The 13,287-nt window shown below is 50.4% G+C and carries 17 protein-coding genes; all 17 read right to left on the reverse strand.

The window, feature by feature from the left end; all coding sequences use genetic code 11:
* Nucleotides 1-11 precede the first annotated feature (11 nt).
* The 17 genes from ACQGXV_RS09700 to ACQGXV_RS09780 all read right to left on the reverse strand — a co-directional run bounded on the left by ACQGXV_RS09700 (nt 12) and on the right by ACQGXV_RS09780 (nt 13,128).
* The gene (locus ACQGXV_RS09700; protein ID WP_440863208.1) at nt 12-365 is read right to left on the reverse strand and encodes a phage tail protein; all 354 of its coding nucleotides are present in this window, start codon (nt 363-365) and stop codon (nt 12-14) included.
* Nucleotides 362-3,673, reverse strand: a complete 3,312-nt coding sequence (locus tag ACQGXV_RS09705) for a phage tail tape measure protein (RefSeq protein WP_440863207.1) — start codon at nt 3,671-3,673, stop codon at nt 362-364. Before ACQGXV_RS09705 ends, ACQGXV_RS09700 begins: the two co-directional genes overlap by 4 nt.
* Nucleotides 3,674-3,710: 37 nt before the next feature.
* Entirely contained in the window at nt 3,711-4,178 is a 468-nt protein-coding gene (locus ACQGXV_RS09710) for a hypothetical protein (protein ID WP_440863206.1), read from the reverse strand.
* A 56-nt stretch (nt 4,179-4,234) separates the two neighbouring features.
* On the reverse strand, nt 4,235-4,510 hold the full coding sequence (locus ACQGXV_RS09715) for a phage tail assembly protein T (RefSeq protein ID WP_440863205.1): 276 nt from the start codon (nt 4,508-4,510) through the stop codon (nt 4,235-4,237).
* A 23-nt stretch (nt 4,511-4,533) separates the two neighbouring features.
* Nucleotides 4,534-4,908 carry a phage tail assembly chaperone gene (locus ACQGXV_RS09720; protein ID WP_440863204.1) on the reverse strand — a complete coding sequence of 125 codons (375 nt, stop codon included), beginning with the start codon at nt 4,906-4,908 and terminating at the stop codon, nt 4,534-4,536.
* Between the two features lie 17 nt (nt 4,909-4,925).
* On the reverse strand, nt 4,926-5,633 hold the full coding sequence (locus tag ACQGXV_RS09725; RefSeq protein WP_440863203.1) for an immunoglobulin domain-containing protein: 708 nt from the start codon (nt 5,631-5,633) through the stop codon (nt 4,926-4,928).
* Between the two features lie 59 nt (nt 5,634-5,692).
* The gene (gene gp17 / locus ACQGXV_RS09730) at nt 5,693-6,040 is read right to left on the reverse strand and encodes a tail completion protein gp17 (RefSeq protein ID WP_440863202.1); all 348 of its coding nucleotides are present in this window, start codon (nt 6,038-6,040) and stop codon (nt 5,693-5,695) included.
* The gene (locus ACQGXV_RS09735; RefSeq protein WP_440863201.1) at nt 6,037-6,486 is read right to left on the reverse strand and encodes an HK97-gp10 family putative phage morphogenesis protein; all 450 of its coding nucleotides are present in this window, start codon (nt 6,484-6,486) and stop codon (nt 6,037-6,039) included. The genes gp17 and ACQGXV_RS09735 overlap by 4 nt, the downstream gene beginning before the upstream one ends.
* Entirely contained in the window at nt 6,479-6,820 is a 342-nt protein-coding gene (locus ACQGXV_RS09740; RefSeq protein WP_440863200.1) for a phage head closure protein, read from the reverse strand. Before ACQGXV_RS09740 ends, ACQGXV_RS09735 begins: the two co-directional genes overlap by 8 nt.
* Nucleotides 6,817-7,116 (reverse strand): head-tail connector protein, encoded by a 300-nt coding sequence (locus ACQGXV_RS09745; protein ID WP_440863199.1) that lies wholly within the window; start codon nt 7,114-7,116, stop codon nt 6,817-6,819. The genes ACQGXV_RS09740 and ACQGXV_RS09745 overlap by 4 nt, the downstream gene beginning before the upstream one ends.
* Nucleotides 7,117-7,205: 89 nt before the next feature.
* Nucleotides 7,206-8,426 (reverse strand): phage major capsid protein, encoded by a 1,221-nt coding sequence (locus ACQGXV_RS09750; RefSeq protein ID WP_440863198.1) that lies wholly within the window; start codon nt 8,424-8,426, stop codon nt 7,206-7,208.
* Nucleotides 8,427-8,434: 8 nt separating this feature from the next.
* Nucleotides 8,435-9,034 carry an HK97 family phage prohead protease gene (locus tag ACQGXV_RS09755; RefSeq protein WP_440867358.1) on the reverse strand — a complete coding sequence of 200 codons (600 nt, stop codon included), beginning with the start codon at nt 9,032-9,034 and terminating at the stop codon, nt 8,435-8,437.
* Nucleotides 9,027-10,256, reverse strand: a complete 1,230-nt coding sequence (locus ACQGXV_RS09760; protein WP_440863197.1) for a phage portal protein — start codon at nt 10,254-10,256, stop codon at nt 9,027-9,029. Before ACQGXV_RS09760 ends, ACQGXV_RS09755 begins: the two co-directional genes overlap by 8 nt.
* The gene (locus tag ACQGXV_RS09765) at nt 10,246-10,404 is read right to left on the reverse strand and encodes a hypothetical protein (RefSeq protein WP_440863196.1); all 159 of its coding nucleotides are present in this window, start codon (nt 10,402-10,404) and stop codon (nt 10,246-10,248) included. Before ACQGXV_RS09765 ends, ACQGXV_RS09760 begins: the two co-directional genes overlap by 11 nt.
* On the reverse strand, nt 10,401-12,158 hold the full coding sequence (locus ACQGXV_RS09770) for a terminase large subunit (RefSeq protein WP_440863195.1): 1,758 nt from the start codon (nt 12,156-12,158) through the stop codon (nt 10,401-10,403). Before ACQGXV_RS09770 ends, ACQGXV_RS09765 begins: the two co-directional genes overlap by 4 nt.
* Nucleotides 12,158-12,631, reverse strand: coding sequence for a phage terminase small subunit P27 family (locus ACQGXV_RS09775; RefSeq protein WP_440863194.1), 474 nt, complete (start codon nt 12,629-12,631; stop codon nt 12,158-12,160). Before ACQGXV_RS09775 ends, ACQGXV_RS09770 begins: the two co-directional genes overlap by 1 nt.
* 146 nt (nt 12,632-12,777) lie before the next feature.
* The gene (locus tag ACQGXV_RS09780) at nt 12,778-13,128 is read right to left on the reverse strand and encodes an HNH endonuclease (RefSeq protein WP_440863704.1); all 351 of its coding nucleotides are present in this window, start codon (nt 13,126-13,128) and stop codon (nt 12,778-12,780) included.
* Nucleotides 13,129-13,287 lie beyond the last annotated feature (159 nt).

A 13,287-nucleotide genomic window follows, 5' to 3' on the forward strand; every position in this document is an offset into this window, starting at 1 on the left:
ATTAGCCTTGATTACGGATGATAGGCGGTGACAAACGTTGCGGTGAGTTGAAATACCTGGTCGCCACGACTGTTTTTACCCAGCGCCGTAACGTTAAATCCGTCAGGGCAGCAATACAGCCCTAACTCAGAGAATGGGTTTACCCATTGAAATGCGGTATAGCCCTTGTGACGTCGCAGGAATGCAATAATTGGCTGAACATGGACATTATCGCCAACAAACGTTAACGGCCAGCTTTGTGACTCGCTGTTAATCCCATCGCCTGCCCGCTGGGTGTACCCATCATCGAACTGTATCGATCGGGTTCGTTGTGTAAATGCGCCCTCCGGGTTAACGCGAGGGCAAAAATTAAAGGTTTCCATCATCCTCCCCTACGCCCATTTCTTGCTGCTGATAAAACGCCACCTTGTCCCAAATCCTTTTCACGCAACTTACGGTATTCTTCCTGAATTATTTTCGTGAATGTACGAGCGAAATCCTGATTACCATTACCCGCAACAGATGTTGTGCCGTTTTCATTAATGGTTACGTAGACGTTGCCGCCATTACTAACGGTAGATGTATCTGGCATGATCGCCCTGACACCGAGCGAACCATTTGCAGCACGAGTGAGTGGCATGATGGCTTCTGGTCCTGCCTCAGCAAACACCCCTGCGCCTTTAGCAAAAGCAAAAAGCTGTGGTGTACTGTATACACCTCCACTGTAGGCGCTGAGAGATGGAGAGTCATAAACTCCGCCCTTAGCATTGGGGACATAGGACTGCCACCCCGTACCCATCCCCATTGCCCCGGTACTGCCAGCGCTTGCAGCGCCTGCAATTCCCGAAGCAGCAGAGAGTCCGATGCCAAATAAACTGCCGATTGAGCTGGCTGCGTTGGCAACCATCATATTCACCAAAACGTTCTCGATAATTTTAAGAACGCTAACACCCCAGTCTTTCCAACTATCAACGTTGCCATTGAGCATTTCAGTGATTGACCCCACCGCACCGCTCATGGCTGTCTTCATCCCTTGAGATGCCTGAGTAGTATAATCGGTAGCCTCATCAGCCCAATCGGCAAAACCATCACGCATGCCGCCCATCCAGTTATTGCGCTGGTCATCAAGCGAGGAGTAATACACCTGCTGGTCACTCAGGCGTTTATCGAGATAGCGCTTATTCAGGGAAATGGCTCGATTGAAAAATTCGTCATCAATTTCACCCGCCTGATGCTGACGCCGTAGCTCATCATCTTTCTGGATAAACTCGCGGCGAATGCTGATCATTTCCTGCATACGTTCACGAACGCGGGAGCCCTCACCAAAACCAATAAAGTTCGCGTCATTAGCTGCTTTAGCGTTGGCATTGGAATCAATCAGACCATTTTCGTATTCAGTAGCCTTCTTACGTATTTCTGCCTGGTCTATCAATGCAGCATTGCGTAAAATCTCCTGCTTTTGAAGACTGGAAAGGGTCGATAATTCACCCTGAGAGGTTTGATACGCCATTTTTGCCAGTTCTGTGTTTGAACTCCCCAGCGCCAGCCGTTCACGTTGTTGCTTAATCAGGCGGTCATAGGTATCAACCGCTTTTTCTTCTTCACTTTTTGGCCCTTTTGCTGTGGGTTTATTGGCCTCGATATTTTTCCACTCCGCCACACCATTATTGATATATTCCTGCCGTGCTTTTTGGTCTGAGGGAATATGAGTAAACCCAAGCGAATCGGCGGCATAAGCAAGACGTTGCCGCTCTCTTGCTTCACCTTTAAGTTTTGATATTTCCAGATCCTGACGACTTTTTTCCAGCGCATCCGTTTGCTTGTCTGTTAAGGTAGCGTCAGGAACTCGAAACGGGAATGACGCGCTACCCTGACGAGCGGATAATAGGACATTACCCAGAGATAGCAGACGGTTAAATTCGGTGTGCTGTCCATTCATTCGCAGAAGAGATTGATAAGCAGCATTCTGCTCAGCAGCTTGTTGTTGAATTAAAACCACGCGGCGATGTTCTAATCTTGCCAAAACACTTTGAATGTCTTGAGATTTATTCTGAAGACGAGAAAGACGATCCTGCTCAACGGATAAATTGTCTGTTGCCGCTGACAGTCCATTAGTTGCCTCTTCAACGCTCATCAAGTGGTTAATCATATAACCATTGATGGTTAGCCCTGCGTTTGCCAGCATTTGCTGATAACCCTCAATCTCCACTTTGATTAACCGAACCTTTTCTTTTTGCTCATCAATCAACCGGTTCTGTTCGGATAACGATGACTTTGCTTTATCATAATTATCTACCGTATCGGCTAAAGACATAGCGCCTGATCGCTGGCGAATTTCTTCAATAGTAGTAGCGTATTCCTGCGCAGATCGTCGGGCTTGTTCTTGGTTTTGGTACATTGAATACCAGGAGCCGCCAGCCAATAGAAGCGCGGCTGGCCACCCCCCGATAAGTCGCAACATGCCACCAGCCAATCTTGAGCCTACAGCGGTAATGCCATTTAATGCAGTTTGAGCTGTTGTACGCGCAGCTATGTTTCGTGACAGTGAATTTTGCGCAGCATTCAATCGGACCTCTGCCGCCGCCTGAGCATCAGTTCCGCGCGCAGCGACTAATGCCTGCTGAGCGCGGTAAACAGCAGCACGAGCGCGAGCGATAGCTATTTGAGTTCCTCGAAGTTGCGCTTCAGCTAAAGCAACCTCACTTTTTGCGGCTGAAATAATGCCCGCCGTAGCGCTGTATGCTCCGTTAGCCATATTCCCAAAATAGCGGGCGGCACCGACAGCCACCAGCGCCCCGGCTGCGGTTGCTACATCGTCAATATTACCTGCAAGTTTATCCAGCGTACCGGAGAGCGTGGCCGTCACGCCGGATGTCTGATTAACACCACCTACCCATTGCTGAAAAGCATTTTGCACTTTCGTTACCGATCCACCAACGGTGGCTGGCATTGCCTCAAACTCTTTTTGCATCGCTCCAAGCTGGCTAATGAGCGCAGGGACAACTTTGTCGGCCGTGAGCTTTCCGTCATCAGCCATCGCTTTAAGGTCTTTACGCGCAACACCCATCCCTGCCGCCAGAGCACGAATGACGCGATCACCATTTTCGTTTACAGAGTTGAACTCTTCACCGCGTAGGACGCCTTGCGCCAGCGCCTGGCTGAATTGGGTAATAACAGAACTGGATTCCTGAACACCAGCACCAGAAAGTTTAAGGCCGGTAGCCAATGCCTCAGTAACCTTTAATGCGTCCTGCGATGAGTAACCGTATTCGCGCAGTGAAGCCGCAGAACGGGCAAATAACCCTGCATTATCTGCAAAAGCGGTTCCTGTTCTTTGGCTAAGAGCCATTAACGCAGACTGGTTACTGGTAAAATCCTGCGTAGACGTTGATGCTTGTTTCAGGCGGGCATTAACCAAATTCCACTGATCAGCAAGATTAATCAGATGCCCGGTAGCGAATGCGCCAGCGAGTGCACCGGTCATGCTCAACGCCGTAGATTTAACCGACGCAAGCTGTGCATTGACTTCTGCCAATGCGCGTTGACTTTCACGCGACGCTGCCGCCGCTTGTCGCCCACCATTTTGCATGGTTTTGTAATAGTTTTCGCCCATACGCGAAGCACGGGCGATCTCGGACTGAAATGATTGTGAATTGGCTGAGATTTTTATGATTAATTCGCGCAGGGTTGCCATTTTTTCTCCGGCTGTAAAAAAACCCGCCGAAGCAGGTTTATTCTCTCACGTAATTATTACTTAGGTTAAGTATTCCCTCGCTAGATCTTTTTTTGTTCACTTGCTTTAGAAATTTATTCTTAACAGGAATGTCATAACCAGCTGATGCACAATTTGAAGATATTATATCTTGATCATACTGCTCACCTGTCAATTTATTAAAATCCATAGTCGGCGCAACGATAATACCGTCATTATTTCTCACTACAAAGTTAGAGAACAACTGCTTACCAGTAAAAGCACCAAATGAATTTTTAGCATTCATGTATCCGCAATATATCCCTGTTTTATCTGGATAAGGGTAATCTCCATGATAAAACTTAACAGAGTCAGGATCTTTCAAGTTTTCTTTTACTAACTCCTCGACTGCTAATATTTCTTCTTCTGTGATTGGTCTGCTATTTGCGAATGGTAAATAAATAGTAAAAATGAATAAAGCAAAAAAAATCTTCATCTCTATAGTCATCAGTAACAAGTGGTTACAAACTACCACCAGTTGACGTAGGGATCTATACATGAACGCTAACTCGCCGCCATAGAAAGAAACGCCTCCAGATTGCCAAACGGATCGGCCTCATCCTCTTCCCTGCCTGACCAGTCGAGCATTGCGTCAGTGAGAGGCACTTTTACACCCTGAGCCCCCCAAACAGCACTGACAATCTGCGCCGCTTGAATGTCGCCACGCGTATCACTGATGGGGGAAAGTTTGTCGTACTCAATCCACATCATCAGTTCGCTGGCCGTCATCGTCTGGCGCATTTCTGACAGCGTGCGCCCCATGCGGAGCGCCAGCGCCATCAAAAACTGCATGCCAGGCTGAGCTACTTTTTTTTGGCTATCTCCGCGTCGTTGATGATGTCCAGCGCCTGACGCAGCAAGCGACTGTGTACAGGACCATAAACGCATTCCACCTCTTCGAGATCATCGACTGAAAATACAGGCTCACCCTCTTCATCGCGCAGAATATCGATAAACAGCGTGGCATCAGCGTGAAGATTACGGCGGGCGCGCTCAGATATACACAGAGTTTCTTTGTCGTCGTCGGTTTTCAGTGCATCCTGCCAGCGCAGCCAGGCTTCGGCGGTGGGTTCGCGTAGCATGACTTTCACCCCCTCCCACTCTGGCACCTCGATAGCCTTGGTGAGAAAGCCAGCACCGGGAGCCAGAGCCAGAGATTTAATGCTTTTCTTTGCCATGCGTTTGTTGCTCCGGGTTAGCTGATGGTGACAGTGCAGGATGCGGAGGTGATTGTTACCGGGGATGGTGCCGAGTCTGTAACTTCACAGGTATAGACGCCTGCATCTCCTGATTCGGCCGCTGCCTTATTGAATGATGCAGATGTGCGACCACTGATCGCGGAACCACCTTTCAGCCATTTGTAGGAATACGGCGCGATACCACCATTCACCGCAACGGCCATCGCCAACGCAGCACCCTCAGCCACCGTTTTTGTCGATGGAAGATTAGTTGTAAACGCCAGTGGACCGGGCGCAATGTTTGTTGGCTTGCCCTTTAGCCGCAGGGAGAACGTTGCAGCCACCACGTTGTTGGTGCCTGACGACCAGGTGTGCTGGCGCACCTCTGCCAAAAACTGGAAGCCGTTACCGGACGGGAAAATCACCTGGAAGGCATAGCGCGTGTCATTGTCGTAGGCATCTCGCAGGGCATCCTGCGCTGGATTACGGTAAAAGTTACCGGACAATGAAATTTCAGACGGCGCAGGCAGGCCGTTGATGTTCTCCGTTTCGTCCGAACACAACGTTGTTACGTCGATATCGTTTTTCTGTCCACCAGTGAACTGAATTTCTTTAATGGTGCAAGTCAGATCGAGAAATGTGGCGGTATCAATCCCCTCCAGCGTGGTTGGCGCTGACGAGATTCGGATCACCGTTTTCTGTGACTTTTCATACAGTGATGACATGGCTGTCTCCAAAATAAAAAACCCGCTCTATGGCGGGTCTGGATGATGAGGATGTAGGGTTAGTCGATAAACTGTAGTTCTACTGTAGCCCGGTACAATGCTGTTTCGGTGTCAAATTCCTGAGTGAGCATTTGATGGGCAGGTGCAAGGGGTGATACTGCGGCAATAACAGCACTGCGTATATCCCGCGCCTGGGCGATGGTTGTGGCGTAAACATCAAACTGAACGGACGATGCGGTTTCTGCTGGGCCACACAGCACATCAGCGGATAGTTGGGACACAAACGAGAACACCACCCACGGCGGCGAAATCGCGGGCTCTCCTTCGCTATTCAGCGGAATGATATAGGGATAAACATTACCGTTTGCTATTCCGGTTATTAGTGGATGAATATCGGTTTCTGTCATTTACTCAATGCCTCGTCGATAGCGGTATTCATGCGTTTGATAGCCGCCTCTGCCGCCATTTCTTGTGCTGTATCGAATGCAGGGCGCACAAAAGGATGCGCAGGCATATTCACTGTACCCATTTCAACAAAGCGCCAGTAAAAGACATTGCGTGGGTTTTTCGCCTTCATAGTATTATCGCTGTTACCCGTTCGGGGATTAACACCGCGAATATGTACGCCAGATGATATTTCCCCTTTTCGCCGTGATTTCTGAGTAACCACCACAACGTTTTTGCGCATTTTCCCAGTGCGAACCGGGGCGCGGGCAATAACCTCCTCTTTCAGCACTTCGGCACCGGCGCGAGTAGCATCACGCAGTACCTTGTTGTTTTCGGCCCGACTCAGTTTTTCCAAATCCCTTGCAATATCGTCCAGGCCGGAAAAATCAAGACCAAAATCAATCACGTTTCACCCCCAGCTTGCACAATATTTCCAGTCGGGTGCACTTACCGTCTGGGATGGGTGGCCCGATAACGTCCAGTGTTAAGCCTTTAAACGGCCCGTTCAGGCACAGTAACCGTGACGCCGCCGATACATCACGGCGGTGACGCATCCACACACGAATTGTCGCCTCAGCAGATACCGCCCCTGAAGCCACCAGCTCACGTCCGCTTATAGGTGCGACCTCGGCCCACACAGTAGCAGCATCAAACCACGTCTTGATGAGTTGCCCGCTGGCATCGCGTGTTGTGGTGAAGTTCTGGATGGTGACGCGGTGGCGCATTTTTCCGATGTTCATAGCGGAATAAACCTGTAAGGTTGCAGTATTGAGAAAAATCCCGCTGGCAGGCTCTGCGCCTCACGATTTTCATACCAAAACCCAACCGCAAGCATCAGCGCCAGTTTAATATCCGACGAGATCACCAGCCCCTCACTTTCGTTTTCAGGCACCGCAGCATCATATAACTTACGGTTAATATAATTCTCGGCCCTTCCCTTTGCCGCCAAACAGTAAAGCGTAAGCATCTGGTCTTCGGTAGCGTCATCGCTGTCTATTCGGCACTGATTGCGCAATTCATCAATCGTTGGGACCATAGAAAGCACTCCGCCCGCAACCCGTTACCAGATTGCGGTCATGAAAAAACCGCCTAAGCGGTAAACGTTGTCAGTACAGTGATTGTGCCTTATGCGGGCTTGCCCACCAGCGCCTTAATAGCCGCGACATCTTCCAGTACGCAGTCAAAGCGATGGAACGCGAGGAATGCAGTCTGGTCGTACTCAGCGTAGCGTTCAACCAGGCGCTTAAGCGTCATGTACGTGATTCGGCGGATGATGAAGCGGTTAAAATCTCCCAGGAATGCGAACTTTTTACCCGCTGCAATGCTGCCGATAGCCTGATCGATAACGTATGGAATGTTCAGAATCGTAGCGGGAGAACCGCCGACGATATCAGGAAGCCATAGCGGGCGCTTCTGATCATCAACCATCTCTTCGATGATTTGGAGTGTTGAATCGTTGAACGCCCAGCGGTATTTAGGTCCACCTCGATACGCGGGGTCAATGGCGTGCTTGAGGCTATTCATCTCTTTCCATGTAAATGCAGCAGCGGCAGCGGTATTAACCGTCCCCGTCACGGACGTTACAAGTCCTTTCGGTTGAACCGGAGCACCAGCGCCCGTCCCTTGTACCAGATATTTGGCCTCACCGCGCCCAATGCGCTGCCCGATGCGCCCAGCTAAATAGGCTTCAATATCAACACCGCTATCTTGCAGTAATTCATTAGAGACGCGAATGATTTTGGATGACAGTTTTTTTGCACCCAAGATCGCTGTACCAAAGCTCACATCTTCTTCCGATGCCTCGGTATTTTCACCCAGCAATTCGCCTTCTTCAGAAGTGCCGTCAGACGTTGACCAGGTGATGTCCTGACCATTAGATGTGTTGAGAATCTGCGCTACGCTGGCAATGCCGCCGTAAGCCTTCATTGAATCGACAATCTTATTCAGCATCTGCGTTGGGACGGTGTAGCCACCCTTTGCATCTGGCGTAGTGCCCTGAGCGCGCAATTCTTTCAATGCCTGGCGTTCTTCACTGGTTAATTCGGCAAAACCATTACGCAGGAAGCGATCGAACGCAGCAACGCGTTTTTCTTGAGCTTGCGCAGCCGGATCGCCATTATTTTGCTGGCGCTGTTCCTGCTCGTTGTCATTAACATACAACTGATCTTGACGGCGCAACTCGTCTTCACGAGCAATCTGCGCATCCAGACCGTCCAGTTCAGACTTGGCTTTATTCCACTCAGTACGCTGCTCATCAGTCCATGTGTTTTCACCGATTTTGTCATGCAGGGCGCGCATATCGGTGGCGATGGTGTTACGTTTTTGCTTCAGTTCATGATATTTCATGTCTTTCCTCACGCATTTATCAAATTAAGGAGACGCTCACGCGCCATTTTTTCATTGATAGCTTTCTGTATTGCGCCGCTATCACGCGCCTCCTGCCATGCCGCCATAGAACGCAGCGCGGAATCGGCCTCTTGATACGCCGGGTACGTCACCGGGCTGACATCGAATAGTCGGGAAACCTTGGTGATTTCACGAAGAACAATCCCCTCTTCGTCTTCGTACCAGTGCTCCCCGTCACGAGCGACACGGAAAGCAAAGGAGGACTGGCTGATATCGCCGCGAGCCATGGGTGACAAAACCAGATCGCGGATCGTCTGCGTATCGGGCGCGGTAATGTCATAGCGCAACCCTTTATCATCAACAGCCACAAACAGTGTTCCTGCTGTTGAGCGACCAAGAATAAAATTGGCATCGTGGTTGAACAGCGCTCGCACATCGTCGTTCAGCACATCGTCAAACGCCCCCGGCTTGATGATTTCCCGAAAACCCCATAGCGGTTCGGATCGGGAATTGAAAACAGAGCCGTAACCGATAATGTATGCTGGTCCGTCCCCCGTCTGTTCGGTGCGAACTTCGCCGCTATAGCAACGCAATTCACGATCATTCATTGGTGTTATCCCCATCATCATTTTTCGTGGTTTTAAAATCGCTGGCAGGGTTGGCTGCATTAACGTTCACCAGCATTTCGTCCAGCCCATCCACAGGGTTCATGTCTTCAAAGGCACGGGCTTCGTTACGACTCATCCAGCCATCAGTGATAGCAAAGTGATAGAACTGCGCACGCTCTTGCGGAGTACCGCGAAGCAGGCCAGTGAGGTTAAAACGGGTGTAATATCCGGCAGCTCTCTCGGAACGCGTAAACAAACGTCTGTTTAGCTCCTGCTCCCAGTTCGTCACCCAGGGCAGCATGGTGTAACGCACAAACTGGATGGCTTGCTGGGTGATGTTGGAAAATGTCGCCTTTTCCAGATCGTTAATCATGTGTGCGGGTACGTTATATATCCCGGCGATCATCGAGCGATTGAGCTTCAGCATGTCGATGATCTGGGCATCGACCGGAGAAATGGTCAGCGCTTTATAGTCAAGGTCAGCAGGCAGCAGCATAGTTTTATTTTCCTGGCTGCGCAGCATGGCAGTGGCCTTCTGCCACTGGTCTTTCAGCCACCCCCAGCTGTCTTTATTCAGTGGCCCTTTAACCGACACGATCCCGGCAGGGCGGGCATTTCCACTGAAGAAATTTTCGGTATATTTCTGCCCACTCATGCCCATGCCGATGGTTTCAGCATGCTGTAGTACAGGGCTGACGCCCATCTTCTGATCGTTGCCCAGCGCCCGAATATGCACCATATCTTCCGGACTAATAGCAAATGAACCTTCGTCGTTATAAACACCGTAGGTGTAGCGCCCGCCAGTATTCAGCAGCGTGGTTTCCCACGGCATGCACGCTTCAAGCTGGATAACTTCGCCCCTGCGATTGCGCTTTATGTGGGTATAGCCATTTCCCCAACCGAGGATATGGCGCTGTTTCAGCTCGCGCCATTTGTAGCTGGTCTGCCAGTCGTTCGGCTCATCATGTACCAGGTGAAAAACAGGATGATCTCGCGCTGGCTCCACCTTGTTATTTGATTTGCGCATCACATGCAGGGGCATCTGCGCAATGTTTGATGAGATGACGTAGATACAGGCATAAACCGCAGCCAGTTTCATGGCCGTTTCGGGACTCACAAAAACGTCACGGCCAAAAATATTGTCTGTTTCTGCTGCATCACCGGTGATCGGTGTCGCAGGACTCTCCAGCGGTTCGTTGCGAAACAAGGCATCAAGCAGCATTTCTCCCCCTTGCAGCCAGCAGCGCAAAAATAAGCAACAGGACACCAGTCAGCATCAATGCCACGGACACCCCAAATTGCAAATACACGCCAGCGGTGAGCGAACCGAAACCGGCTAGCCCGATAACATCAGTAATCAGTGATTTCATAGCATCAACAGGTCTTCATCAGGATCGAGCGTTGAAAGGAAGTCGATTTCATTACCACCATTGACCAGTAGCCGACTCATCGCAGTAAACAATGCGGCGGGACCGTCAATTTTGGCTTCGGGTGTCGATTTGTTGGGGAAAATGTTGTCATGTTTATCCGGCTTAACGGTCACGTTCGACATCATCCAGTTCATGACCGGGTGATTGCTGTGGTGAAAACGTTCACCGTAAACCAGCGCTTCAACCTCTTTCATCGCTTCAGAGAAATTTTTGACCGTTTGAGGGACTTCCACCATCGCTACACCATCATCACGCATCGCAATGCTGAATTGCAGGGCGCTCCACGGGTCAAAACCTGTCTCTCTCAGGTTTTCTCCATTAATCCATTCCAGAAGGTCGGCTTTGATTTGTGCATGGTCAATAACGTCGCCGTCAGTCAGCGCTAACTTGCTGAGATCTGCCCACTTGCGATACATCTGCGCCATTTGTGCAGAGCATCGCTCCAACCGCCCTTCGGGTAACCAGAACTTAAAATCAGCATGCACATGGCCATTGTTTGCCCGCCAGAGTTTGACGGCGGCACAAATATCGATTTTATGCGCCAGATCGACCCCCACCCACATCGGGTAGGTCTTCAGTTCGTGTTGTGGGGCAAGGTATTCACACTTCTCCCACTTAATCATGTCCATCCAGGCAGACTCAGCGGTCACCCAGATATTCATGTGCTTGGTGAAAAAGTTAACGCGGGCTGAAACCTGCTCTTTGGCTTTTTTAGCCAGCCGCCGCAGGTCATCCCAGCGCTTGCAGATGCCAAGTCCGGGATTGGCTTTCTGCCAGACGGTCTCATCAAAGGGATCGTCGTCTTTATCCAGGGTGTAGATAATGGCAAAAAACGTATCGTCCTTTACTGCACCCTCGACCGCGCTGTTATAGCCGTGCAACACCTTGATGGCGTAATCACGCAGTTCGTAACAGATACCTTCTTTATTGAACCCCGCCGTGGTGATGCCAAACAGTAATGATTGCAGGCGAGCGCCGGTTGCCGTCTCCAGAACGTCCCACACGTCGCGGGTTTTGTGCGCGTGCAACTCATCGACAATGCCACAATGAATATTGAGTCCGTCGAGGTTGTTGGCATCCGATGAGAGCGGCTCAAACTTTGACGCTGTTTGTTCCTGGTAAATGGCAAGTTTGTTGAATTCAAACAACCTGCCGAGCGTCGCCTTGGCCTTTTTGACCATGTTTTTCGCATCTTCAAACACAATGCGGGCCTGATCGCGCGTGGTGGCCGCTGAATAGACCTCGGCACCCCCTTCGCTGTCAGCGCCAGTCATATACAGGCCAATACCGGAGGACAGCGTTGATTTGGCGTTTTTGCGCGCCACCTCGTTATAGGCAGTGCGGAAGCGGCGTACCATCACCGGGCGTCCGCTGCCATCGTTGCGTAACACGACCTCCCCGGTCTGCTCATCCATCAGCGGTATAACAAAGCCGAAGATATTGATCAGAATAAACACATGCCAGTCCATCAATTCGATGGGCTGTCCAGCCAGATTGCCCTTAACGTGTGGTACGAACTTATAAAAATTGAGGATGTGTTGTGCGCGTGGCTCGCTGAAATAAATGTTACGGGCTTCGCCATGCTTTAAGTCATCAAGAAAACGCTGGCATGCCAGGCGCACGTACTCGCAGGCAATAATATCCCCCGCCACGACACGTTCAGCGTAGCGAATACCATCAGCAACGTTTGCCATTAATCCCTCGCGTTAAGAAATTCAGCAAGAGGATCACTCTCGCCCGGATCACCCACATTTACTTTTGATCGGCTGGATGGCGTCATGCCAAATTCCTGAAGCCAACCTCGGACTTCTTTTCTGGCTTCTCGGCTCTCACCAAAAAAATCGCTCGGCTTAACCCTGACATCACCAGTAGTGGTGGTGATTTCTTTTGTCGCGCCCTCGCGCTCCAGCGTTTCTTTAATAAGTCGATAGTCAACGTAGGCGTCGACCAACATTTCAAGCGCCTTTCCATCAAGCGCTGTGAGTACGCCGATCCCTGCTAATTGATCGCCCAATCGCTTAAACCAGTACTTACCTTGCTTGGTAAAATGCTTCGGCGTTGGGGGGACCCCTTTTGTCGGTTGCGGCTCATTTTTGTTGATCGGGCGTTTTGATGGGTTACCCCTCACCAAACGTAGATGGGTCGGGGTTTTCGGTGGTCCAGACATAATCGAAAACTCCTATTAATCATCGTATGGGGAACCCCAAAAAAAAGTTTCTAACCTGCGGCGATGTGAAGAAAGGCTAGGCGGCGGTACTGGAGCGACAGGGCTGTAGAGATTTCCCCTCCCCCTCCCCTTGATGAGAATCGCTATCATTTGAAGCGTTCACGCCCTGTTTTCGAGTGATGGCAGGACCAGCAAAGTGATTCAAGATTGCTATCATCATCGGTACCCCCATGCGCCTTAGCGTTGATGTGGTCAACCGTCTTAGCCTCTACTGCACGGCCATTGCGTAGGCATTCTTGACACAGATGATTGTCACGCTTCAGGATGCGAGCACGAATGATATCCCACGGGCGACCATAACCACGCTCATGCCTGCTCTTGCCTTGTTGGTGTTGCTGCCAACCTTCATGCCTATGCTTCTCGCAGTAGCCTGAGCGATCAGTTGTTGTGCCTGGGCAACCCCGCTTACGGCAGGCACGAGGTATTAGCGCTGGCATGAGAGACCTCATAAAGAAAAGCCCGGCAGATGCCAGGCGCTAATGGACAGATACAACAAAAGCTATTCGCTCTTTATTCGTTTTACCTTTTCTCTTTTTCGCCATACACCATGGAAACCCGCCTGTTATTTTTTTTGGCGGGTTTTTCTTTTAGTAACA

Origin of the sequence: Symbiopectobacterium purcellii (genome assembly GCF_052050035.1) — a bacterium.
Classification (GTDB): Bacteria; Pseudomonadota; Gammaproteobacteria; order Enterobacterales; family Enterobacteriaceae; genus Symbiopectobacterium; species Symbiopectobacterium purcellii_A.